Source organism: Paenibacillus sp. PSB04 (genome assembly GCF_025809195.1).
Taxonomy (GTDB): Bacteria; Bacillota; Bacilli; order Paenibacillales; family Paenibacillaceae; genus Paenibacillus_AQ; species Paenibacillus_AQ favisporus.
The window spans coordinates 2232523-2254757 of record NZ_CP081301.1 but is presented as its reverse complement, the minus strand read 5'-3'; the positions used below and the strand labels follow the sequence as shown (position 1 = coordinate 2254757).

Genomic DNA, 22235 nt, shown 5'->3' with positions numbered 1-22235 from the left:
TTTAGGGGGATCAGCTTTTGATGGCCCCGGAGGTCAAGCCTGCAATGACCCAGCGGCTGAAGAGCAGGAACACGATCAGAAGGGGCAGCGTCGCCGTAAACGTCGCGGACATGATCATGCCGTAATCGAGCCCGTCGCGGTTGGAGAATAGCTGCTGCAGTGCGATTTGGATCGTAAAGTGCTCACTGTTCTTCAGCACAACGAGCGGCCAGAAGAAGTCGTTCCAAACGTTCATAAAATTAAGAATGCCAAGCGTCGCCATGGCCGGCGTAATGACAGGGACCGCTATGCTCCAGAAAATCCGGAAATGCCCGCCGCCGTCGATCCGTCCGGACTCGATCAGCTCGGAGTGGACCGCCGTGGAAATATACTGCCGCATCCAGAAAATCCCGAAGGCGTTCACCATCGCCGGGACGATCAGCGCCTTGTACGTATCAATCCAGTGCAGCTTCGCCATGATGATGTACGTCGGCAGCACGCTCAGCTGGGTCGGTACGAACAGGGTCGCGATGACGAAGTAAAAGAGCGCATTTTTCAGCGGAAAATCGTACTTGGCAAAGGCGTATCCGGCCAAGGTGCAGAAGAACACCACCGACACGGTCACCATGGAAGAGACAAAAAGCGAATTGAGCAGCGCGCGAAAGAAGTCCGTCCGCTCCAGCACCCGCTGGAAATTGTTCAGAAACTCGCCGCCGATGGACAGCATCGGGGGAATATGAAATACCGCCCCGCGGTCATTCGTCGCAATGACAAACATCCAGTAAAAAGGAAAGATCGAGACCAGCGCCCCGAGCACGAGCAAAATGTAAAAGAGGGTTTTGCCGATGATTCCCGTATCCCCCGGCGTCCGGGAAGAAGCCGTATGAAGTGAACTCATGCCTTACCACCTTCCGTATCTCCGTTCATCCGTCCCGACACCCACATGTTAATCATGGAGAAGATGATCGTAATGATAAACAGCATGACCGCCGTGGCTGCCGCTGTTCCGAAAAATCCGTTCCGGAAAGCCTCGCTGTACAAATAAGTTACCATCGTGATCCCTTCCTGGCGGGTCGATCCCGTTCCGGACTGCCCCAAATAGACGTACGGCTCGGTAAACAGCTGGAGCGCGCCGATGGTCGATATCAGCGTCACGAAGACGATAAACGGCTTGAGCAGCGGCAGCGTAATATAAGCCAGCTGCTGGCGGCGGTTCGCCCCATCGATCCGCGCGGCTTCGTACAGGTCCATCGGAATGCTCTGCAGGCCGGACAAGAAAATGATCGCGTTGTAGCCCGTCCAGCGCCACATGACCATGGTGGAGATGGCGATTTTGACGCCCCACCAGCCGGAGTTAAAGGCCACGCTCTCCAGCCCCAGGCCGTTCAGCATCCAGTTGATCATGCCGTTGTTGCCGAACAGGGTGCTGAATACGAGTGTCACCGCAACGATCGACGTAATGTTGGGCATGAAAAAGAGAACCCGGAACGTCTTCTTGAACCGGGTCATCGCCGAGTTGAGCATGACCGCCAGCAGAAGCGCAATAATCAGCTGCGGGACGGTGCCCATCACGCCCATGATGAGCGTATTGCCGAACGAGATCCAGAAGGTCGGATCGCTCGTGATCAGGTCGTAGTTTTTCATCCCGACGTATTTCATCGGGCCGAGCGCATCCCACTTGTAGAAGGAAAGATAGATCGTAAAGAATATCGGGTACAACCCGAAAATGGCGAACAAAATAAAAAAAGGCGAAATAAACGTATAGGCTGTCATCCGGCTCCGCCTTTGCTCCGTCAGAAAAGGCTTCTTGCTGCTCCGGGCCTGCGAAGCGATTACGGTTTCTGCCATGCTGCACCTCCGCGGTTCTCATAGGATCATCCAAACCCGCCAGGCGCGGCGCTGCGGCCGTCCTGACGAATTTGGATGCAGAATCAATGCTTTAACATTTGAATTTCCGAAAAATGGTTAGCTGCGTTCCGCCAGCGTTTTGGCTTTCTCGACGGCAGCGTCCCATTCTTTGGCTGGGTCGGCTTTTTTCTCAAGGACGTTCTTCAGTGCATCCTTGAAGAACGTATCCGTCTGGTCATGCAGCGGACCGTAGTAGACCGGTTTGACCCGCTGTGCGGCTTTACCGTATTCCACGGCCGTCGCCTGTCCGCCGAAGAAGTCGTCCTTGAAGCCGGTGAAGGCCGCATCCGTATACAACGCAGGAATCGAAGGCATCAAGCCTTTGGATTTAAACGATTCCAGCTGATTCTCCTTGCTGTCTAGCCAGGCGATGAATTCGTAAGCTTCCTTCGAATGCTTGCCCTGCTTCGGCAGCGTCAGGAAGGAACCGCCCCAGTTGCCCGCGCCTTCAGGCAGCTGCGTAATTCTCCACTTGCCGGAGGAGTCCGGTCCGTTGGTCTTGATGTTGCCGGCCATCCAAGCCGGTCCGAGCATGACGCCGAATCCGCCGTCGTTGGTCGCTTGACCCCATTCCGGAGACCACAGCAGCGTATTACCGATCCAGCCTTCCTGAATGCCTTTGACCGTAAAGTCATAGGCTTTCTTCACCATCGGGTTTTTGTCGCCGATGAAGGAGCCGTCCGCCTTGCTGAAATAAATCTCGCCGTCGGATTGGTCACGAACGCCGTTGTAGACCAGATCCGTCAAATCCGCAAACGGCTTGCCGGTTTTCTCTTTGAACTGCTTGGCCACGGCAGCGAATTTATCCCACGTATCGATCGCCTTGCCGAATTCTTCCGGATCGGTCGGCAGCCCCGCCTTCTCCATCAAATCGGTGCGGTAATACACGACGGTCGGGCCGATGTCGGTCGGAAGCCCGATCTGGAAGCTGCCGTCCTTGGACGAGCCCTGCTTCCATTTCCAGTCCAAGTAATTGGCTGCGATATCTTTAGCCCCTAAATCATTCAGGTTGTAAAATTTGTCCTCCGCCGTAATGAACCGCTCCATGAAGCCGATCTCCAGCATGAAGATGTCCGGAGCTCCGGATCCGGCGGACAAAGCCGTCGTCAGGTTGTTATGGTGCGCAGTCTGGTCCGACGTGTTCTGGAATTTGATCGTAATGTTGGGATGCTCTTTGGTGTATTCTTTGCCAAGTTCCTCATAGTTGGTCGTGCCGAGCGACCAGAAGGACAGTTCGATCTTCTCGTCCGAACTTGTCTTTGAGGAATCGTCCGTCGTGGCCGCTGGCTCCGCTGTTCCTTCCGAGGTACCGCTGCCGCTTTTACTGCCCCCGCCGCAGGCGGACAAGGATACCATCAGGATGAGCGCAAGCAGCATGACCGGCCATTTCTTGCCTTTTCTCATTTGTTTAATGCCCCTCTCGAAAATAGGTTGATTTACAAGGATCAGTCTACCGGATCGCTTTCCAAATTTTGAGGAGGCAATATTGCGATTTAGGGTTGAAATTATTACGGTGGGGATGCGCTCTACAAAATGATGGGAAAGTATGTTGGAGAGGAATCTCAGCTTGGAGGTAAATTTCGGAGCCTTAACAAACGACAAAAGACCTGTACGGCCTCTCTGCCGGAACCGGCAGCTGCCACACAGGTCTAATTTGGGCTGATCAAGCGATACTGTTCTCTACGACTTTTCGTCCTCCAGGGATTTGCTATCGGAAGCCCCGTCCCCTTCGGCTCTCTTCATATATTTATCATACCGGTCATCAAGCTCCTTCGCCATGCCCCGGTAAATCTTCGTCTCTTCCACGATCGGGTCCATCTTCGTCTGGATCCGGATTTCATATCTCGGAGAAATGAGCTCGCGCTCCTTCTCCTCACGGTCTTGCTGCTGCTGCAGCTCGCCTTCGGTCAGCATGTCACTGAGCTGCCGCTCCAAATTGTCCTTCTCACTCATGGGTTGACACTCCTTTGCGCTGTACCGGTGGCCTGCCACCGCGTGAATAAGATCGATTACGTCCTTTGTTTGGTTACCCCGATTCAAGCCTAATGAAACAGCCTGACGGTCAGGCTCAGCCTCTGAATCTCCGAACTATTCGCCGGTCCCCTTCGCTTCCTTCAATGCGCCGACCAGCTCCTGCTGGATCAGCCCGTTCGTGGCGACCACATGGCGTACGCCCAGATGATAAGGATTGCCGAGCGTATCGGTGATGCTGCCGCCGGACTCGGTGATCATCAGTGATCCCGCCGCCAGGTCCCAGGCGTTCAAGCCGACTTCCCAGTAACCGGTAAGCCGCCCGCTGGCAACATAAGCCAGATGCAGGGCTGCGGAGCCCCCGGAGCGGATGTTGCGCACCCGCGGCGCAAGGTAATTGAGTCCGGCCATATTTTGCGGAAGCGTCGTATCTCTGCCCACCGGAAAGCCTGTTGCTAGAAGGCTCTCATTCAGCGTTCCCTGCTGGGAAACGGACATGCGCTTGCCATGCACATAAGCGCCCTTGCCCTTCTCGGCCACAAACATTTCATCGCGTGAAGGATCATAAATGACGCCGACGATCACTTCTCCTTTATGCGCCAAGGCAATGGATACGGAAAAGAACGGATACCCGTGAACATAGTTCGTCGTTCCGTCTACCGGATCCACAATCCACAAGTATTCTTCATCCAGCGCCTGCTCAAGCGCTTTCTTGGAAGCCTCCGGTCCGGGCTCGACCCCTTCCTCGCCAAGAAGCGCATGATCCGGAAAATGAGTGAAAATCAGCTTGCGGATCATTTGCTCGGCGCCCTTGTCCACTTCGGTGACCAAATCCGGCGCTCCGGACTTGGTATCCAGCTGTTTTACCGTGCCCAGTTTACTCTTAATCCATTCGCCTGCTTTCGAGGCGGCGTTAATCGCTACAGCCGTAAAGCTCTTGCTGGTTACGACATATGGTACCTTACCCTCTTGGTTCAAAGCATTCACTCTACTTTCTGATTAGATCTGTACTTTGGGGGCCCCGTCCGCGGGCGGAGCCAAGACGACTCATGAACACAGCTCCCGTCCCCGTGTGGATCAGCTTATAACGTCACACCGCTGATTCTATCTCCTAAAACTATACGTATAGACTCCGGCAAAGTTTCGCCCGATTCGGACCGGGAAACCGATTTCCACATTGGCCCCAAAGGTGATGCCCGTAAAGAGATTAGCCTTATCTAGGGTGTAATCTCAATACTCGCACCATCCAGAATACGCACCCCGTCACCCTGATATGCCTGCAAATCCTCCATCAGCTTGAACAGCGCCCCGTCTTTGGCTTTGGCTTCAATCATGACATCCACGGCAGGTGTATCTCCCGCAATCTTCCGTAAAAAGGTCAAGAGCGGCTCCATCTCGACGTGATCGGCATGGCCGCGCGGGTCCGACTCGCTCTTGGGGCTGGACACGTGAATTTTCGGCGGAAGAGGCTTGTCCGCCGCCGCATCGGCCTGCGCCAGCGGCGTCGACCAGGTCTGCAGGATATCAGGCCACAGTTCCCAGGGCTTCTCCCCATCATTATTGACCCATTGGTGGTGAATATCCAGCACCATCGGCAGTCCGACATGCTGACAGACCTCAAGCGTCTCGGCGGCCGTAAACGTCTTGTCGTCGTTTTCCAGCGTCAGCCGCTGCTTGATGTCTTCGTCCAGCGCGGCAAAATGCTCCTCAAACCGCTGCGCCGCAGCGGTTTTGTCACCATAAGCTCCGCCGATATGTATGTTGTTCTTCGCTGTCGCGTTCAGCCCCATCGCCTTCAGCATCGTAACATGGTGGCGGAGGTCGCGAATGGAGCTCTCCAGCACCTCGGCCCGGGGCGTGCTGAGCACCGTGAAATGATCCGGGTGAAAAGACACCCGCATGTCATGCTGCTTGACGTAATGGCCTACCTCGGCAAACGGCTCGCGAAGGGCCTCATATGGGCTCCAATCGCTTAGGTCCGAATGGGTCGCCAGCGGAATCAGTTTGGAAGAAAACCGGTACACATGAATGCCGCTGCCATGGTTATGCTTTAGCAGCCGCAGCGTGTTATGCAAATTTTCGGCCGCAATCCGCTCCAGTTTGCGAATGGCCGCCTCCCGGTCGTTCAGTTTGGTGAAACTGGCCATCGTCATCGTTTTGGAGGGAGACGCATCTTTTATTTCGGTTGACATCGCCACGTATCCGAAACGGACCCTCATCATCGGCTTCTACTCCTCTTGGTTATAAAATCATCCTTAAGAAGTATGTTCCCCAAAAAACATTTCGTAAGCCAAATCGGTCTGAATCCGCGACTCCTCGTCGGTCAGCTTGCGGATGAGCTCCATTTCGACCTCCGTGACCTCCTGCCCCTGAAAATTGATCTCGGCGATGCAGCCGACGATCTTAACGATCGCCACCGCCACGTTGTTTGGGGTATAGGCAATCACTTTCTGGCCTGTCGGGAAGACGCGGAAGCCCTGCTTAACCATTTTGCCGCGTCCGTATTCGAGCAGCTCGTACAGCTCCTGGTCGCTTTTGAACTTGCACACGGAATTAAATTCGGTCTGGAAACCCATCATTTCATCTCCTTCTCCTGATTAAAATGGAAAAGGTACCCGGCCTATACTGCAGAGCCGGCCGGATACCTTATATTGTTGCTATACGTCTAAATCGCTCACGTGGCGGATATCTCACGAAAGCATCTGCCGCGCCAAGTTAAATGTCGTTGGCAAATACCAGCGCCTGCTTGCTGTTGTAGCGCTCCAGCGCCAGCTCGATCATCCGGTCCAGCAGCGCCTGATAGCCGAGACCCGTTTCACGCCAGAGCAGCGGATACATGCTGTACGGAGTGAAGCCCGGCATCGTGTTGACCTCATTGATGAAGATGGCGCCGTCCGATTTGCGGATGAAGAAATCCGCCCGGGTAATGCCGCTGCCTTCGATCGCCTGAAAAGCAATCAGGGCGAGCTCCCGCAGCCGGTCCGCCGTTTCGGCATCCAGCAAAGCCGGAATGACCATTTCGGATTGCCCATCCGTATACTTCGCCGCGTAGTCGTAATAATCGCTGGAGGAAATAATTTCTCCCGGCACAGATGCCATCGGCTCGTCATTGCCGAGCACAGCCACCTCCACTTCGCGCGCGTCCACAAACTCTTCGACGATGACTTTGAGGTCATAGCGGAAAGCGAGCTCAATCGCCTGCTCCAGCTCCTCGCGGTTTCTCGCCTTGGAGATGCCTACGCTCGACCCCAAATTCGCCGGTTTTACAAAGCATGGGTATCCAAGGTCGTCTTCGACGCCCATGATCAGATTGAAGCTGCTGCGCTCCCACTGCGATTTCGTGAAAAAACGGTAGCCGCATTGAGGCAGGCCCGCCTGCGCAAACAGCTTTTTCATTACGGCCTTATCCATTCCGGCTGCGGAAGCCAGAACTCCGGCGCCTACGTAAGGAATGTTCGCCATTTCGAACAGACCCTGGATGGTTCCGTCTTCCCCAAAGGTTCCGTGAAGTAGCGGGAACATCAGGTCGATGCCGGCCTCGCCGCCGTACAATCTGCTGAAAATTGCTCCCAACGCCGCTTCTGTACCTTCCTGGCTCTGTTCCAGCTTCAACTGGTCCAGCTTGCCGAGGGGGGCTTGCAGCGTCGTTCCTTTTCTCCACTCGCCCTGCTTCGTAATATAGAATGGAATAAGTTCGTATTTATCGTAATCAAAGGCGTTCATCACCGCAAAGGCCGTCTGCAGCGATACCTCGTGTTCTCCTGATTTACCGCCGTACACAAGGCCTACGGTTGTTTTGTTGTTCCCCATGCCAAACCTCTCTTTTTCCTCATGATTGCAGGTGTCCTCCTGCCGCTGTTCATATACCATTATAATGGCTTAGAAGTAGTCCGGGATATGTAAAAAACGGTATACGGTGTTCTCCGACCAGGCGTAGGAGTCCTTGTAATCCCAGAAACGGTGCTTGCTGCTGACCGTATGGGCGTTGACCAGCGGGCTGCCGCCGGCATCAAACGCCGTGACGATCGTGCTGTGCTGGAAGGAGCCGTCGCCGTCCCAGTCATAAAAAATGACATCGCCCAGCATCAGCTGCTCGGGCCGCTCCACCAGCTCTCCGCGGAGCCCCCAGCTGCTTGACGACAAAAAGGACTGCAGCGCGTTCGAAACCGCCCAGCTGTAGCTCCACCACTCTTTGCTCCCGACATATCCTTTGTACCACCAGCCCGATTCTCTTTTACCAGTATAGTGGATCGGAGCGCCCCCTGCAAAGAGGCATTGCGAGATGTAATTGGTGCAGTCCACCTCGAATGCGGCAAACTCCGGATTGCTGGTTTCCCACCACTCGTCGGCATAAGCCGCCGCTGCCGCGCGGTTGTAGCGCGATGTTTTGCGGCCAGGGCCACCTTGCAGCACCTCGGCGTTCAGGTATGGCTTCGACCCGCCGCTCGAATAGGCGTAGGCCGGCTGCCCGGTGTGCACGGCAGGGATGCCGGCGGCCGGATGCTTCTCCGGCGTCAGCTGCTCCACCGACACGATCACCCAGGCGTCCCCATCCCGAATCAGGGTCAGCCTCTCCCGCTGGATCATTTCCTCCACATGATTGACGCCGCCCTTTTCGTAGAACAGCTGCACATACAGCTGCACGTCGATGACCGCCTCCTTCGGGGTATCGCGGATCGTCCGCAGCAGCTTGGCCCTCGTCTCGCTGCGAAGCGGCCTTGCCCCCCTTGCGGCATACCATTGTGACAGCCGGGAAGCCCGCTCACTCCTTGCCAATAAATAAGCCGGATCCGTCACGACCTGATCTGTATGTTGTGACCGGTAATCGATCTGATGCTGGTTGTATTGATTTACATAGGCGTACAGCGTCTGCTTCCATTCCTTCTCCATTCCCATGCATTCCCCTTTCACCCGTTTCGTTAACCCGAAATATGTTGTTTCGGCTGCGTATATTCCACTATATGAAAAAAAGGGAGCACCTATGAACCCTGGTCCATTTTCGCGCGGAAGAGGTCCGCCGGAAGGCCGGAAGCGGACAAGCTGCGCACTCCGTCCCGCCAGTGCGCGGAACCAGTCCAGGCGCAGATCGGGGGAACGTTTTCCCGTTCTTTTGCCGCCTCGGTCTCTTCATATAAATAGACGCAAAAAGTACTTTACTCCCCGGCTTGTAAACGGTATACTAAAAGCGAACCTCACTATTTTGAAATTATGTTTCATCTAGTGAAACAAGGAACGGCAAAGTGATCGCCCTTATCGCTCTCACCCAAGCCACCTGAATGATGACTGATTTGATGAACCACAGTAAGCAGAGGAACCGAATTACGATCAAGGAGGTACATGTAATGACAGCAAAGGATCAATTCTCCACGGCCCGCAGTCTGGAAGTCGGAGGCAAAACCTACCGTTACTACAGCCTGCAGGCTCTTGAGGAGCAGGGACTCGGCAGCATTTCCAAGCTTCCGTTCTCCATCAAGGTGCTTCTGGAAGCCGCTGTCCGCCAATTCGACGGACGTGCCATTACCCAGGAGCATGTATCGCAGCTGGCCAAATGGAATGAAGGACGTGACGATAACAAGGAAATCCCGTTCATTCCGGCCCGTATCGTATTGCAGGACTTCACCGGCGTACCGGTCGTCGTCGACCTTGCGGCTATGCGCGACACCGTGAAAAAAGCCGGCGGGGATCCGAAGAAGATCAACCCGCTCGTACCGGTCGATCTCGTTATCGACCACTCCGTTATGGTTGATGCGTTCGGTACCAGCGACGCCCTCAACTACAACATGCAAGTGGAGTTTGAGCGCAACGAGGAACGCTACCGCTTCCTGCGCTGGGCCCAAACGGCATTTAACAATTTCCGCGCCGTTCCTCCGGGAACCGGGATCGTTCACCAGGTCAACCTGGAATATCTCGCATCCGTGGCGGCGACCAAGACAACCGACGGAGAAACGGTCGTATATCCGGACTCCCTCGTTGGTACGGACTCCCATACTACGATGATCAACGGCCTCGGCGTTGTCGGCTGGGGTGTCGGCGGGATCGAAGCCGAAGCGGGCATGCTCGGACAGCCGCTTTACTTCGTAACGCCTGACGTTATCGGCTTTAAACTGACAGGCAGCCTGACGGAAGGCGCTACGGCGACCGACCTTGCGCTGACCGTTACCCAAATGCTCCGCAAAAAAGGCGTTGTCGGCAAATTCGTCGAGTTCTTCGGACCGGGTCTGGCCAACATCAGCCTCGCGGACCGCGCAACGGTAGCCAACATGGCACCGGAATACGGCGCAACCATCGGCTTCTTCCCTGTCGATGACGAGACGCTGGCTTACCTGCGCAACACCGGCCGTACCGATGAGCAGGTTGCTCTGGTAGAAGCCTACTACAAAGCACAGAACATGTTCCGCACCGCGGAAACCGAAGATCCTGAATTTACGGACATCATCGAACTCGACCTGGCCTCGGTCGTACCGAGCCTTGCCGGACCGAAACGCCCGCAGGACCGCATCGAGCTGACTCATATGAAGGACGCCTTCAACGATATCGTCCGCACGCCGATCGAAAAAGGCGGATACGGCCTCAGCGATGCCAAGATTGAAGAAAAAGTGTCCGTGAAGCATAAAGACGGATCCGTCAGCGAAATGGGAACCGGCGCAGTCGTTATCGCGGCGATCACCAGCTGTACGAATACGTCGAACCCAAGCGTTATGCTGGGTGCAGGTCTCCTGGCGAAGAAAGCCGTGGAACGCGGCCTGAAGAAACCGGGATACGTGAAAAGCAGCTTGACGCCGGGCTCCCTCGTCGTTACGGATTACCTGGAAAAAGCCGGTCTGCTTGAGCCGCTGGAAGCCCTTGGCTTCTACGTAGCGGGCTACGGCTGCGCAACATGTATCGGTAACTCCGGTCCGCTTCCGGACGAAGTAAGCCAGGCTATCACCGACAACGACATGACCGTCGCTGCCGTGCTGTCCGGTAACCGTAACTTCGAAGGACGCGTCCATGCGCAGGTTAAAGCCAACTACCTGGCTTCGCCGCCGCTCGTCGTCGCTTACGCGCTGGCAGGTACGGTCAACATTGACCTGCAGAACGATCCGATCGGTTACGATCCGAACAACCAGCCGGTTTATCTGAAAGATATCTGGCCGACTTCCGCGGAAATCAGAGAAGCGATCGGGTTGTCCGTCAGCCCTGAAGCGTTCCGCCGCAAATACGAAAACGTGTTTACTGCCAACGAGCGCTGGAATGCGATTCCGGTTCCGGAAGGCGAGCTGTACGAGTGGGACGACAAGTCCACGTACATTCAGAACCCTCCGTTCTTCGAGAATCTCGCAAACGGCTTGGCCGACATCGAGGATATCAAGTCCGCACGCGTGCTTGCCCTGCTGGGTGACTCCGTCACGACGGACCACATCTCCCCTGCCGGCAACATTTCGCCGACCAGCCCTGCAGGTCTGTACCTGAAGGAGCATGGCGTTGAACGCAAGGACTTCAACTCTTACGGTTCCCGCCGCGGTAACCACGAGGTCATGATGCGCGGTACGTTCGCGAACATCCGCATCCGCAACCAAGTGGCACCGGGCACCGAGGGCGGCGTTACGACTTACCTGCCTACGGACGAAGTCGTGTCCATCTATGATGCTTCCATGAAGTATCAGGATAACGGACAAAACCTGGTCGTTATTGCCGGTAAAGAATACGGTACGGGAAGCTCCCGCGACTGGGCGGCAAAAGGTACGTTCCTGCTCGGCGTCAAAGCCGTTATCGCCGAAAGCTTTGAGCGGATTCACCGCAGCAACCTTGTCGGCATGGGCGTGCTTCCGCTGCAGTTCCAGGAAGGCCATGGCTGGAGCAGCCTGGGCCTCACCGGCCGCGAAACGTTCGACATTGTCGGACTCAGCAACGACATCAAGCCGGGCGAGAGCCTGACCGTCACCGCTACACGCGAAGACGGCACCAAGTTCGAATTCCCGGTAACGGCCCGTCTGGACAGCATGGTCGACGTGGATTACTACCACAACGGCGGCATTCTGCAAACCGTGCTGCGTCAAATGATCGCCAACCAATAATTTAGGTTTAAATAGGAAAGCCCCGCAGTGCCATGGACATGGCCTGCGGGGCTTTTTTATAATACCTATTCTTTGATACCATGGGACGTTGAATAACTGTCGATGATGACGATCGTATCCACGATTCCGTCGTACTCCAGCGCACTGAAGATCAGCAGATTTTTGGCTTCCTTATCGTTCTTGGGCTTGTTCTCCTTCAGAAGCACCTGCTTTTTCATATCAAAAACATACGTTAATTGGGAATCCGGTATGGTCGGCATATGAACATCCCCGTAAATACTTTCAAACTGGTCTTTGTGCATGCCGATCTCGGCATCTAATGCAGTTTTATAATGATTCTTCGCTTCTTCCTCGAGCCGGATAGCGGCAACCTTGCCGTCCCGATAAAATGCGTAGACACCGAAGGCATATTCAAACTCTCCCTTTCTCCTTTCTTTACCTTGGCCCAATACGGCCTCAGCGTCCGCCTGCTTCATTCCATAATACACCTTTCGTCCATCCGCCTTGCTGACGATGCCCAAATCCTCCACGGTGAACTTTTTTTCATCCTTCTTTTCGCTGCTGCTGCAGCCTCCCAATGCCAGGATAAACAAGATCATTAGAGCGCAAGCGGTTCTCATCATTTCCCCCCTCGTTTGGATTTACTAAATTTTACAACAGCTGGGGCGGTTCGCCAATCACGATTCCGGGATGATGACACTACGTCATCTGATGTTTCATTCACCTAGCAACAGGGTAAAAAAGATACAAAAACACTGTGACGGACTTTTGCGTCTTCAGATTAGCTCTTAATTAAACTTGCTTCACGAAAATACGTTTCAAAATCCCTGGCATAAGGAGGCCTGCAGAATGATCCATATGCACGGCATCATACCCTATCACCCGTCTTACCCTAAGCCGCAGCCCGTTAACCGGCCGGTGAAGGAAGATGCGGACAAGAATAGGAGCTTTCAAGAGATTTTGCAGGAGAAAATCAGCCAGAACCGCTGATGCACCAAGGTCGGTGTTAGTCGGGCGCCAGGCGGAATCACAATCACGGCGATCCGCTGTATAAATGAAAAAGACCGTGCGCATGATGCGTACGGTCTTTTTCCGTTCCGGTTAACAATTAATTGCAAATACCTATGCTGACACCCGTCCGCCCGGCAGTGATCTTCGATACTGGGTAGACAAAAAAGCCATATACTTTTTAAGACCTACCCAGCTGAAGTATGCGATCCCTCCAATGATGGCGCCAATGATCGCCGCGACCACCATGCTGTATTCTGTCGGGACCTCCATGCCAGGCACGCCCATATTGATCCAGGTCGCGCCGAAAGTACGTATGGCGCCTGCGATCAGTATCAACAATGTGCAAAAGCCAAAGCCGTAGGCAATCACGGCTAAGACCGGGATGACCATGATGCTCAGCAGCCCTGTCGTGCAGTAGAACAACGCCATAGCCAAAATATCGCGGAAAGATCCGCTCCGATGCCCCTCGACGAAGTGCTGGCTCCGGTACGCCTTGGCGAGCTTGCGGGGATCGCCCAAACGCGACAGGATCGCCGCCTCCGGCTGCCCGTTCGCGATGCCCTCTGCAATATGGCTCTCGATTTCCATAACAGCATCCATCCGCTCTTCATCGGGAAGCTTCTCCAAGTACTTGTTCAATTTCTCCAAATAAGACCTTCCATATGTGCTGATCATAAGATCTCTCCTCCATAGATTTGAATTTGATCGACGCTCCGGCTGATCTTGTTCCACTCCGCAGACATCATCTCCACAAGCTGGTGCCCCGAAGGGGTCAGGCTGTAATATTTGCGCGGCGGACCTGACTCCGATTCCTTCCAGAACGATTCAATGTATTGATCCTTTAGCAGCCGCCGAAGCAGCGGATAGAGCGTTCCCTCCGTCACGGCAAGCGGCTCCCATTGATCCAGCAGCGTCACAAGCTCGTATCCGTATCTCGGCTGCTTGGCGATAAGCTGCAAAATGCAGTATTCCAGGATACCTCTGCGGACCTGTGAAGTCCATTCCGACATTTCCATTTCGTTCGTCCGCTCCCTTCGTCACTATAATAACACCAGGTACTTTGCATTGCAAGGTACTATGTCAAAATAGTTCCGAAAACTAATTACAGTCATGCGTGCAATGGTTCTGCGAACTATTTACAACGATATGTCCATTAGTTTGGCGAACTGATTTCAGTCATACGTCCATTAATTTGGTGAACTATTTACAATCACACGCGCATCTGTTATATTTGTTGTATAACAGTTGTTCATACTCTAACAATAAATATGACCTAAGCAGCATGTTGATGAAAGGAGGGCTCATCATTGATTATCCGGTTGGATATGCAGTCCGACGTGCCCATTTACACACAGCTCATGAATCAGATCATCGAAGGAATCGCCAGCAAACAGCTGGCCCCGGGCGAGTATCTTCCCTCCGTCCGCAGCCTTGCCTCGGATATCGGCGTGAACCTGCACACCGTCAATAAGGCTTACACGCTGCTCAAGCAGGAAGGATTTATTCAAATTCACCGGCAAAAAGGGGTCGTCGTGAACCCGGACGGCATGCCGGGAATCACCCCGGACTATCAGCACAAACAGGAAGCCCAGCTTAGACCCGTCATCGCCGAAGCCATCTGCCGGGGCATGGATAAAGCGGAGCTGCTGCGGATCGTGGAAAGCTTTTACGACGAAATCACCCAAGAACCAAAGGAGAATGCCTAATGTACTGGATATCCGTTTTGTTTCTGATCGCCATGTTCGTTCCCCTGTCGCTGTCTCTGATCTGCATGCCTTATTTGACGCGCGAAACCGTCAGCTTCGGCGTATCGGTCAGCGAAGCCGTGTATCACAGCGCTCCGCTGCGCCGCATGCGCAGGCAGTATGTATGGACCGGTTCAGTCGCATATGGCGTGCTGCTGATCGCCTGCCTCCTCGCCATGCTGACTGTGCCGGAAAAGCAGCAGCCTTCCATCATCTCGGGATTCGTAGTACTGCTGGTAGCTGCTTCGGCAGTTATCAATCTGATTTTTTATACGAAAATGAAACGGTTCAAAGCCACGCTTCCCCCGGAGACGTTGAACCCTTCCGTCGTGGCCGTGGATACGTCATTCCGCAGCGGGAACAAGCTGGTCTGGTCGAATAAATGGTTTCTGATCCATGGAGCCGTTGCATTGATCAGCGCCGCCCTTGCCCTGGCTTACTACGATAAAATTCCCGACACGCTGAACATGAAGTTCAACTGGCAGGGCGAAGTGACCCGAACGGCGGCCAAATCGTACCGGACGGTTCTCGGCCTGAACTTGATGCAGCTGGTAATGATCGGAATCTTTATGACCACGAACTGGTCGATCCTCCGCAGCAAGCAGCAGCTTGACCCGGCCAATCCGCAGCAGTCGGTACGCCGTAACGCCGCCTTCCGCCGCAGATGGTCCATGTTCAACGTCGCGGCCGGCCTCATGATGGTGCTGCTGTTCTCGTTCGTTCAGTACAACATGATCTATCCGCTGAGCCGGGAGGTTATGATGCTTGTCAGCCTGATGATGCCCCTTCTGATCGTCGTGCTGGCCATCGTGCTGGCCTTTTCCACCGGCCAGGGCGGACGGCGGATCGGCGGTCCATCTTCCGGTTCCGGGGCAACACATGTCGTTAATGATGATAAATACTGGAAGCTCGGCAATATTTATTTCAATCCGCAGGACCCCGCCCTGTTCGTGGAAAAACGGATGGGCATCGGCTGGACGGTCAACTTCGGCAGACCCGGCGCCTGGATTTTCCTGGTCGGTATCTTAGCTGTGATCATCATCGCTGCCCGAGTTGCAAGTTAACCCGCCGGAACGCGATATGTCATATTTACATTCGGGGATATCCCCTTTAGGAGGAATGTTTATGAAAAAGAAACGAACCCTAAGCGCGGTGGCTGCTGCTTCCCTGACCGCCATCAGTCTGTCTGTCCCTGCGGCGGCCGCTGCCGAAACTCCGGACGCCGCATCCTACGTCTCCATTCGCGAAACCGCAGTTCGATTGGGCGCCGAAGTCAGCTGGGACCCGAATCAGCGCTCGGTGACCGTCACAAAAGAAGGCACGAAGCTGGTACTGACCATCGGGCGCTCCACCGCCGTACTGAACGGCAAAACCGTGCCAGCCGGAGGAACTGTCCGGATTACCGGCCAACAAGCGATGGCTCCGGCCGCCCTCCTGTCGGCAGCATTGGGCGGCACAGAGAGCGCCGAAGGCCCTTCTGAAGCCGCCGACAATGCCGACTTGTTCCTCCAGGCCTTAAGGGCCGGGAACGGAGCTGAGGCGGCCAAGGTCATGAGCCCCGCCCTGCAGCAGGCCCTGCCCGCTCAAACGCTGAGCGGCCTGTGGAAGAACTACGAGAGCGTCTACGGCCAAGTATCGTCAGTAGGCGGCAAGCAGGAAAGCGACAACGCCGTCCACCATAATGTGGCGTATACGCTGCAGACGGCGGCCGTACCGCTTCAGATCACCCTTCGCCTGAATGCAGACGGCCTGGTGGACGATCTGAACATCGGCCCGGTCTCGGCTGGAGGATACCGGCCTCCGGCTTATGATCGCCCGGAGGCCTATACCGAGCGGGAGGTCCAAATTGGCGAAGGGGAATGGGCTCTTCCCGGAACGCTGACCCTGCCTGTGGGCCAAGGACCGTTCCCTGCCGTCGTGCTCGTTCACGGCTCCGGCCCGAACGACCGGGACACCTCCATCGGCGGAGCCAAGCCGTTCCGCGACCTGGCGGCGGGATTAGCCGCCAATGGCATCGCCGTCCTGCGCTACGACAAGGTCACGTTTGAGCATACCTTTAAAATCGCCGCCAACCCGAAATTAACCGTCAAAGAAGAGACGGTTGACGATGCGCTGTCGGCGGTGAAGCTGCTGACCCAAACACCGGGAGTTGATCCCGCCCGGATTTACGTGGCAGGGCATAGTCAAGGCGGTTATGCGATGCCGCTCATCGTGGATGCCGACGCCAATGCCGGCCGGAACATCGCCGGCACTATCCTGCTGTCCGGCCCGAGCTCTTCATTTATCGACGTTGTCGTGGAGCAGCAGGCGGAATTGGTTTCCCGCGTAAAACAGCTGGGTCAGGATCCTGCGCCTTACGAGCGGCAGGCTGCTGTGTGGACCCAGGCCGCCAAGCTGCTGGACGACCCGCAGTATTCGGTCTCACACCTGCCGGAGAGCTTTCCGATTCCACCGGCTTACTGGTGGTACGATAAGAAGGATTATAAGCCAGCCGAATTAGCTAAAACGCAGAGCGGCCCGATGCTCGTCCTGCAGGGCGAAAACGACTGGCAGGTGCCGATGCATGAATTTAAGCAGTGGAAGGAAGCATTAAAAGGCCGCGCCGATGTGGAGTATAAGTCATTCCCGAAAGTAAACCATCTGCTTGCCGAATATGACGGCCTCTCCACCGGCGCGGAATACGCGCAGCCTTCCAACGTGACACCGGCAATCATCGATACGATCGCAAGCTGGATCGGCAAACAGAAATAGACCGGACGTAATCCGTCGGCCGGCAGCGGGAACCCCGACACTAAATAGCTGAGACGCCTGCCAGCTGATAACGTCACTAAAATACACGGCAAGCCCCTTGAACTAGATCAAGGGGCTTGTTTTTTTTGTCTTCCTATTGAGGTTGCTAAACCCATCGATGTTTGGGATGTTTGGGGTGTGTGGATTTCTGGATTTGTGGTCACGCCCCCCCTCCCCTGCGCGGATTCGCGGATGGATTTCCCGCCGGAACTCTGGGATAATGTGGTTTAGAATCTGATTGCTTCATACCCTATTCCAATTTCATGCTTAGGAGGCCCTGTCCATGAGTGAAAAACGTCCCATTACCGCCGATGACTTGTACCGGATGCATTGGGTCAGCGACCCTGCCGTATCCCCCAAGACCGGCGCTGTCGCGTACATATCGAAAACCGTTAACGACCAGCATGGGGGCTACACCTCCCATATTCGCCTGATCTCGCCGGACGGCCGGGAGGATACCGCCTTTACCGCCGGCGAGCAGGACGCCTCGCCAGCATGGTCTCCCGACGGCTCCAAGCTTGCCTTTCTGCGCAAGAAGGGCGATGCCCGCCAAGTCTGGGTCATGCCCGCGCACGGCGGCGAAGCCCAGGCCGTAACGGAGCTGAAGCACGGCGTCAGCGCCTTCAAATGGGCGCCCGACGGCAGCGCCCTTCTGCTCCGCGCCGAGGCTCCTTCGGCCGATGAGGCCGTCGTTGCGGAGGACCCCGGAGCCCAGGCGGAGAAAGCCGGCAAGGACAAACAGCCGGACGAAAAAATCATTCATCGTATAAAATACAAGGCTGACGGCGCCGGGCTGTGGAATGATCGAAGAACGCATCTGTTCGTTCACGATCTTGCCACTTCCGCATGTACGCCGGTCACTTCAGGCGACTTCGATGTGTCTTCGTTCCATTGGTCGCCGGACGGCAGCCGCATCATCTATACCGCCACACATGCCTCCGCTTCCTTCCCGGATCCGGACCTCCGCCTGACCAACGATTTATTCGTGGCGGAGCGGGACGGCGGAAACGTCCGCCAATTGACGGACGGGCGCCTGAGCATCGGGCCCATCGCCTACACGCCGGACGGCAGCCATATCCTGATGCTGGCCGACGACTTGAACTGCGGCTTTGCCACGCTGACACGCATCTACCTGATTCCCGCTGAGGGCGGCGAGGCACGCGTCTACTATGAGGACCTGGACGTACAGCTCGGACACGCCTGCGTTGGCGATATGCGCGCGGGAGCCGGCAGTCCGCCCGCCTTCAGTGAAGACGGCAAGTACGTCTTCCTGCAGCTGAGCGAGGACGGCGGCGTCAAGGTCGCCCGCTTTGCGCTGGACGGCTCCGATTACGAAATCATCGCCGGCGGCGACCGGGAAATTTACCAGTTCGCCCTGGCACCGGAAGGCAGGCTGATTCTTGCTTCCGCAGATACGCTTCATCCGGGAGATCTGTTTTCCTTTGACATGGCAAACGGTGAGGAGACCCGGCTGACCGACTGCAACAAAGAGCTGTTCAGCGAGCTTGTGCTGAGCGAGCCGGAAGCCTTCCGCTTCGAAGCCTCGGACGGCTGGCCGATCCAGGGCTGGATCATGAAGCCGGTCGGCTTCAAGGAAGGCTCCAAGGTGCCGGCCATCCTGGAAATCCACGGCGGACCGCAGGCGATGTACGGCTGCACGTTCATGCACGAGTTCCAGCTGCTCGCCGCGGCCGGATTTGCCGTGTTCTACACGAACCCGCGCGGCGGCCACGGGTATGGCCAGGTCCATGTCAATACGGTCCGCGGCGATTACGGCGGACGCGACTACCAGGACCTGATGGATGCGGTGGACTATGTCCTGTCCGCCTATGACTACATCGACGACGCCCGGCTCGGCGTCACCGGCGGCAGCTACGGCGGCTTCATGACGAACTGGATCGTCGGGCATACCGACCGGTTCCAAGCCGCCGTCACCCAGCGTTCGATCTGCAACTGGGTGTCGTTCTACGGCGTCAGCGATATCGGGTACTATTTTACCGAGGATCAGATTTGGGGCAATCCGTGGGACGATCTGGAGAAACTGTGGAAGCATTCCCCGATCGCTTACGTGAAGCAGGTGAACACGCCGCTCCTGATCCTGCACGGGGAGCAGGATCTCCGCTGCCCGATCGAGCAGGGAGAGCAGCTGTTCGTGGCGCTCAAGCGCCTTGGCAAGGAAGCGCAGTTCATCCGTTTTCCGGGAGCCGACCATAACCTGTCCCGCAGCGGCAATCCGCATCTGCGCACCCGCCGGCTGACCCATATCGTACGCTGGTTTGAAGAGCATATCGAGCACTGATTTCACTGATTTCACTGACTTCACTGACTTCACTGATGCCACTGATTTCTAATTCATAAATTCTATAATCTAAAACAAGCCCGCCATACCGGATTTCCCCGGTATGGCGGGCTTTCTCTATAACGATGACGCAGACTGTTTGTTTTCTTATTCTCTTCATCCGTTCATAACCTCAGTAGGCTTACTTCCGTTTACGGAATCATCAGCCCCATTTCCCGCGCCGCTTCGATCAGCACGGGAGCGAACTCATTCAGCGTTTCGCTGGACAGCCGGCTCACCGGACCGGATACGGACAGGGCGGCGGCGATGCGGCCGTTCCGGTTCACGATCGGCACCGCCACCGCGGCGGCGCCGGGCTCGCGCTCCTCGATGCTCGTCGCATAGCCCCGCTCGCGGATGTCCTGCAGCTGCCGCACATAGCTGCCGCCCTTCACCAGCTCCGCCCAATCCGGATCGCTCAGGAGCTCCTCCTGATCGGCAGGCGCGGCAAACGCCACCAGCACCTTGCTCGACGCTCCCACCGTAAGCGGCAGGCGCGCTCCGACCTGCGCCACCCTCCGGATGGCCTGGTTGCTCTGCACCGCCTGGATCCGCAGACGGTCCTTCCCGTCCCGCAGGTACAGGCTGACCGTCTCACCCAGCCGGTCACGCAGCCGCTCCATCGCCGGCAGCAGCAGCACCGCCGGATCGTCGCTTTGCGATAAATGTGTGGACAGCTCCCACACTTTAATGCCAAGCCGGTATTTCTCCGTCGCCGCATCGCGGACGACGAAAGCCTTCTCTTCAAGAGTCGTCATCAGCCGATGGACGGTGCTCTTGTGCAGTCCGATCATTCCGGCGATTTCGGTCAGTCCCAGCTCGCTGTTCTGTGTAAAACACATCAATATATCCAGTGCCCGTTCAACGGCACGAACCGTTAATTTGCGGTCTTCCATTCCGATCCCGCCCCTCAAATGTTTCACCACATGAAACATGGTTACATAAATTATAAGAAATTCGCCGGATAAAGTCTATATTTTCTTCTTTGACCCTTTCGCAAGAAGACGCCAATACGTAGCTAGGGCCAATGTCCGGCTTCGCTGCACTCGCGCACCACCGGGTGCCCATCTGCATGTGCAAGTTCATGCCGCCGGGCATTCTATGCTCATGTCCGCATCAGGAGGACAAGGGTAGCCGGCAGGTGAACTATGGAGCGGTTCACTATTACAATTGTCTAACAATTGTCCGCCCCGGATTGACTTTGACCTCAGGCTTGCATAGGATATAGAGTAAAATTTTATATGTTTCGTAAACGAAGCCCGGAAGTTAAACTTAATATAGTAAAGTATTTATAAGGAGGGGCACGCATGAACATGACATCCCGTAACGACATACATCTTCCCCGCCCCCTGCCCGATACACCATTACCGTTATCTACGCGAATGATTCGCTTTAAGCATATTTTGGTGGCACTGCTCTTGTCCGTTATATTTTTCCTGCTCTTCTGTTTCATTGCGCTGCATGCCTACATCGCCTGGGTGTTGTCCAATCCGACAGTCGCCCCCTTGTACTCCAATCCGATGCAGGCCAAGTCCATGAAATACGAGGACGTCACTTTCCCGGCCCATGACGGCAGCCGGATGATGCAGGGCTGGTACATTCCGGCCGCAGGATCAACCAAGACGATCGTGTTCAGTCACGGGTACGGCGCCAACCGGGAGGAAACCTGGATCCCGATGTACGATTTGGCGCATTTCGCCCACCGCTTAAATTTTAACGTCATTATGTTCGATTACGGTTTCGCTTCCCAGAACAGCAAAGCCGTCGCGACGGGCGGCAAGGTGGAAGCCCAGCAGCTGCTGGGGGCCATCGATCTGGCCAAGCAGCGCGGGGCCAAGCAGATCGTGGTATGGGGCTTCTCGATGGGCGCCGGCACGGCCCTTCAGGCCGGACTGCAGACCAAGGATGTCGACGCCATGATTCTCGACAGCACCTTCCTGCTCGAGCCGGATACGCTGTACCATAACATCAAAAATCAGATCGACCTGCCGCGGCATCCGTCGCTGGAAATTCTGCAGCTGCTGTTCCCGGTACTGAACGGCACGAGCCTGAACCAGATTCCATACCAGCAGGTCAAAAAAGAGGATTATCCGTTCCCGATTTTCTTTATCCACGGGACGGAGGACGAGAAGGCGCCTTATCCAATCGCGGAGAAGCTTGCCTCCAACCAGACCAATCCGTATTCGGACGTCTGGATCGTGAAAGGCAGCCACCACGAGCTGATCTTCCGCGAACACTCGCGTGAATACCTGCGCCGGGTGTCCACCTTCCTTGGCAATATCAAGCTGGCTGAGCAGAAGGATATCGACAATGACCCTATGATAAGAAAAACGTCTATCGACGTACCTTCAAAGAAGACAGACCGCGATTAGCTGAAGTTTTTCTTGCGATTATAGAATGGTTCAGCTTTCGCTGAAATTTATAAATTCTATAATC

General features: G+C 55.6%; 20 protein-coding genes. 7 read left to right on the top strand and 13 right to left on the bottom strand.

What is annotated here, in order from left to right; genetic code table 11:
• Positions 1-10: 10 nt before the first annotated feature.
• From K2F33_RS10605 to K2F33_RS10565, 9 genes are all read right to left on the bottom strand, one after another.
• Positions 11-877 (bottom strand): carbohydrate ABC transporter permease, encoded by an 867-nt coding sequence (locus K2F33_RS10605; protein WP_145138069.1) that lies wholly within the window; start codon positions 875-877, stop codon positions 11-13.
• A complete protein-coding gene (locus tag K2F33_RS10600; RefSeq protein ID WP_089549008.1) occupies positions 874-1827 on the bottom strand; it encodes a carbohydrate ABC transporter permease in 954 nt (317 codons plus the stop codon). The genes K2F33_RS10605 and K2F33_RS10600 overlap by 4 nt, the downstream gene beginning before the upstream one ends.
• A gap of 117 nt (positions 1828-1944) precedes the next feature.
• Positions 1945-3291, bottom strand: coding sequence for an ABC transporter substrate-binding protein (locus K2F33_RS10595; protein WP_076175796.1), 1347 nt, complete (start codon positions 3289-3291; stop codon positions 1945-1947).
• Positions 3292-3567: 276 nt separating this feature from the next.
• Positions 3568-3840 carry a hypothetical protein gene (locus tag K2F33_RS10590; protein WP_263881612.1) on the bottom strand — a complete coding sequence of 91 codons (273 nt, stop codon included), beginning with the start codon at positions 3838-3840 and terminating at the stop codon, positions 3568-3570.
• 135 nt (positions 3841-3975) lie between these two features.
• On the bottom strand, positions 3976-4836 hold the full coding sequence (locus K2F33_RS10585; RefSeq protein WP_089549009.1) for an inositol monophosphatase family protein: 861 nt from the start codon (positions 4834-4836) through the stop codon (positions 3976-3978).
• 239 nt (positions 4837-5075) lie between these two features.
• Positions 5076-6077 carry a UV DNA damage repair endonuclease UvsE gene (uvsE, locus tag K2F33_RS10580; protein WP_076175991.1) on the bottom strand — a complete coding sequence of 334 codons (1002 nt, stop codon included), beginning with the start codon at positions 6075-6077 and terminating at the stop codon, positions 5076-5078.
• 36 nt (positions 6078-6113) lie between these two features.
• Positions 6114-6434 carry a hypothetical protein gene (locus K2F33_RS10575; protein WP_076175803.1) on the bottom strand — a complete coding sequence of 107 codons (321 nt, stop codon included), beginning with the start codon at positions 6432-6434 and terminating at the stop codon, positions 6114-6116.
• A gap of 139 nt (positions 6435-6573) precedes the next feature.
• The gene (locus K2F33_RS10570; RefSeq protein ID WP_263881611.1) at positions 6574-7668 is read right to left on the bottom strand and encodes a D-alanine--D-alanine ligase; all 1095 of its coding nucleotides are present in this window, start codon (positions 7666-7668) and stop codon (positions 6574-6576) included.
• Between the two features lie 69 nt (positions 7669-7737).
• Positions 7738-8748 (bottom strand): amidase domain-containing protein, encoded by a 1011-nt coding sequence (locus tag K2F33_RS10565; protein ID WP_373319030.1) that lies wholly within the window; start codon positions 8746-8748, stop codon positions 7738-7740.
• A 452-nt stretch (positions 8749-9200) separates the two neighbouring features.
• On the opposite strand from K2F33_RS10565, the gene acnA reads away from it, so the two are divergent.
• Complete coding sequence (acnA, locus tag K2F33_RS10560; RefSeq protein ID WP_076175809.1) at positions 9201-11915, top strand: aconitate hydratase AcnA; 2715 nt, start codon at positions 9201-9203, stop codon at positions 11913-11915.
• Between the two features lie 65 nt (positions 11916-11980).
• Here acnA and K2F33_RS10555 read toward each other — a convergent pair whose 3' ends face one another.
• Positions 11981-12538 carry a hypothetical protein gene (locus tag K2F33_RS10555; protein ID WP_263881610.1) on the bottom strand — a complete coding sequence of 186 codons (558 nt, stop codon included), beginning with the start codon at positions 12536-12538 and terminating at the stop codon, positions 11981-11983.
• Between the two features lie 226 nt (positions 12539-12764).
• Here K2F33_RS10555 and K2F33_RS10550 point away from each other — a divergent pair, with 226 nt between their 5' ends.
• Positions 12765-12905 carry a hypothetical protein gene (locus K2F33_RS10550; protein WP_167372933.1) on the top strand — a complete coding sequence of 47 codons (141 nt, stop codon included), beginning with the start codon at positions 12765-12767 and terminating at the stop codon, positions 12903-12905.
• Between the two features lie 132 nt (positions 12906-13037).
• Here K2F33_RS10550 and K2F33_RS10545 read toward each other — a convergent pair whose 3' ends face one another.
• The gene (locus K2F33_RS10545) at positions 13038-13601 is read right to left on the bottom strand and encodes a DUF1700 domain-containing protein (protein ID WP_084204204.1); all 564 of its coding nucleotides are present in this window, start codon (positions 13599-13601) and stop codon (positions 13038-13040) included.
• Entirely contained in the window at positions 13598-13942 is a 345-nt protein-coding gene (locus K2F33_RS10540) for a PadR family transcriptional regulator (protein WP_076175814.1), read from the bottom strand. The genes K2F33_RS10545 and K2F33_RS10540 overlap by 4 nt, the downstream gene beginning before the upstream one ends.
• Before the next feature lie 291 nt (positions 13943-14233).
• Here K2F33_RS10540 and K2F33_RS10535 point away from each other — a divergent pair, with 291 nt between their 5' ends.
• The 4 genes from K2F33_RS10535 (at position 14234) to K2F33_RS10520 (ending at position 19760) form a co-directional block, all read left to right on the top strand.
• A complete protein-coding gene (locus K2F33_RS10535; protein WP_076175816.1) occupies positions 14234-14632 on the top strand; it encodes a GntR family transcriptional regulator in 399 nt (132 codons plus the stop codon).
• Positions 14632-15735 carry a DUF1648 domain-containing protein gene (locus K2F33_RS10530; protein ID WP_263881609.1) on the top strand — a complete coding sequence of 368 codons (1104 nt, stop codon included), beginning with the start codon at positions 14632-14634 and terminating at the stop codon, positions 15733-15735. Before K2F33_RS10535 ends, K2F33_RS10530 begins: the two co-directional genes overlap by 1 nt.
• Before the next feature lie 61 nt (positions 15736-15796).
• Complete coding sequence (locus K2F33_RS10525; RefSeq protein ID WP_263881608.1) at positions 15797-17422, top strand: alpha/beta hydrolase family protein; 1626 nt, start codon at positions 15797-15799, stop codon at positions 17420-17422.
• A gap of 322 nt (positions 17423-17744) precedes the next feature.
• Positions 17745-19760, top strand: a complete 2016-nt coding sequence (locus tag K2F33_RS10520) for an alpha/beta hydrolase family protein (RefSeq protein WP_263881607.1) — start codon at positions 17745-17747, stop codon at positions 19758-19760.
• 191 nt (positions 19761-19951) lie between these two features.
• Here K2F33_RS10520 and K2F33_RS10515 read toward each other — a convergent pair whose 3' ends face one another.
• Complete coding sequence (locus K2F33_RS10515) at positions 19952-20695, bottom strand: IclR family transcriptional regulator (protein WP_263881606.1); 744 nt, start codon at positions 20693-20695, stop codon at positions 19952-19954.
• 411 nt (positions 20696-21106) lie between these two features.
• Here K2F33_RS10515 and K2F33_RS10510 point away from each other — a divergent pair, with 411 nt between their 5' ends.
• Positions 21107-22171 (top strand): alpha/beta hydrolase, encoded by a 1065-nt coding sequence (locus K2F33_RS10510; RefSeq protein WP_263881605.1) that lies wholly within the window; start codon positions 21107-21109, stop codon positions 22169-22171.
• Positions 22172-22235 lie beyond the last annotated feature (64 nt).

Excerpts from the sequence above, each read along its gene's own strand:
- K2F33_RS10555 (WP_263881610.1), bottom strand. The coding sequence starts at position 12,538 with ATGATGAGAACCGCTTGCGCTCTAATGATCTTGTTTATCCTGGCATTG.
- K2F33_RS10520 (WP_263881607.1), top strand. The coding sequence starts at position 17,745 with ATGAGTGAAAAACGTCCCATTACCGCCGATGACTTGTACCGGATGCAT.
- K2F33_RS10565 (WP_373319030.1), bottom strand. The coding sequence starts at position 8,748 with ATGGAGAAGGAATGGAAGCAGACGCTGTACGCCTATGTAAATCAATAC.
- K2F33_RS10515 (WP_263881606.1), bottom strand. The coding sequence starts at position 20,695 with ATGGAAGACCGCAAATTAACGGTTCGTGCCGTTGAACGGGCACTGGAT.
- K2F33_RS10545 (WP_084204204.1), bottom strand. The coding sequence starts at position 13,601 with ATGATCAGCACATATGGAAGGTCTTATTTGGAGAAATTGAACAAGTAC.
- K2F33_RS10600 (WP_089549008.1), bottom strand. The coding sequence starts at position 1,827 with ATGGCAGAAACCGTAATCGCTTCGCAGGCCCGGAGCAGCAAGAAGCCT.
- K2F33_RS10540 (WP_076175814.1), bottom strand. The coding sequence starts at position 13,942 with ATGGAAATGTCGGAATGGACTTCACAGGTCCGCAGAGGTATCCTGGAA.
- K2F33_RS10510 (WP_263881605.1), top strand. The coding sequence starts at position 21,107 with ATGAACATGACATCCCGTAACGACATACATCTTCCCCGCCCCCTGCCC.
- K2F33_RS10525 (WP_263881608.1), top strand. The coding sequence starts at position 15,797 with ATGAAAAAGAAACGAACCCTAAGCGCGGTGGCTGCTGCTTCCCTGACC.
- K2F33_RS10550 (WP_167372933.1), top strand. The coding sequence starts at position 12,765 with ATGATCCATATGCACGGCATCATACCCTATCACCCGTCTTACCCTAAG.
- K2F33_RS10590 (WP_263881612.1), bottom strand. The coding sequence starts at position 3,840 with ATGAGTGAGAAGGACAATTTGGAGCGGCAGCTCAGTGACATGCTGACC.
- acnA (WP_076175809.1), top strand. The coding sequence starts at position 9,201 with ATGACAGCAAAGGATCAATTCTCCACGGCCCGCAGTCTGGAAGTCGGA.
- uvsE (WP_076175991.1), bottom strand. The coding sequence starts at position 6,077 with ATGAGGGTCCGTTTCGGATACGTGGCGATGTCAACCGAAATAAAAGAT.
- K2F33_RS10575 (WP_076175803.1), bottom strand. The coding sequence starts at position 6,434 with ATGGGTTTCCAGACCGAATTTAATTCCGTGTGCAAGTTCAAAAGCGAC.
- K2F33_RS10605 (WP_145138069.1), bottom strand. The coding sequence starts at position 877 with ATGAGTTCACTTCATACGGCTTCTTCCCGGACGCCGGGGGATACGGGA.
- K2F33_RS10570 (WP_263881611.1), bottom strand. The coding sequence starts at position 7,668 with ATGGGGAACAACAAAACAACCGTAGGCCTTGTGTACGGCGGTAAATCA.
- K2F33_RS10595 (WP_076175796.1), bottom strand. The coding sequence starts at position 3,291 with ATGAGAAAAGGCAAGAAATGGCCGGTCATGCTGCTTGCGCTCATCCTG.
- K2F33_RS10530 (WP_263881609.1), top strand. The coding sequence starts at position 14,632 with ATGTACTGGATATCCGTTTTGTTTCTGATCGCCATGTTCGTTCCCCTG.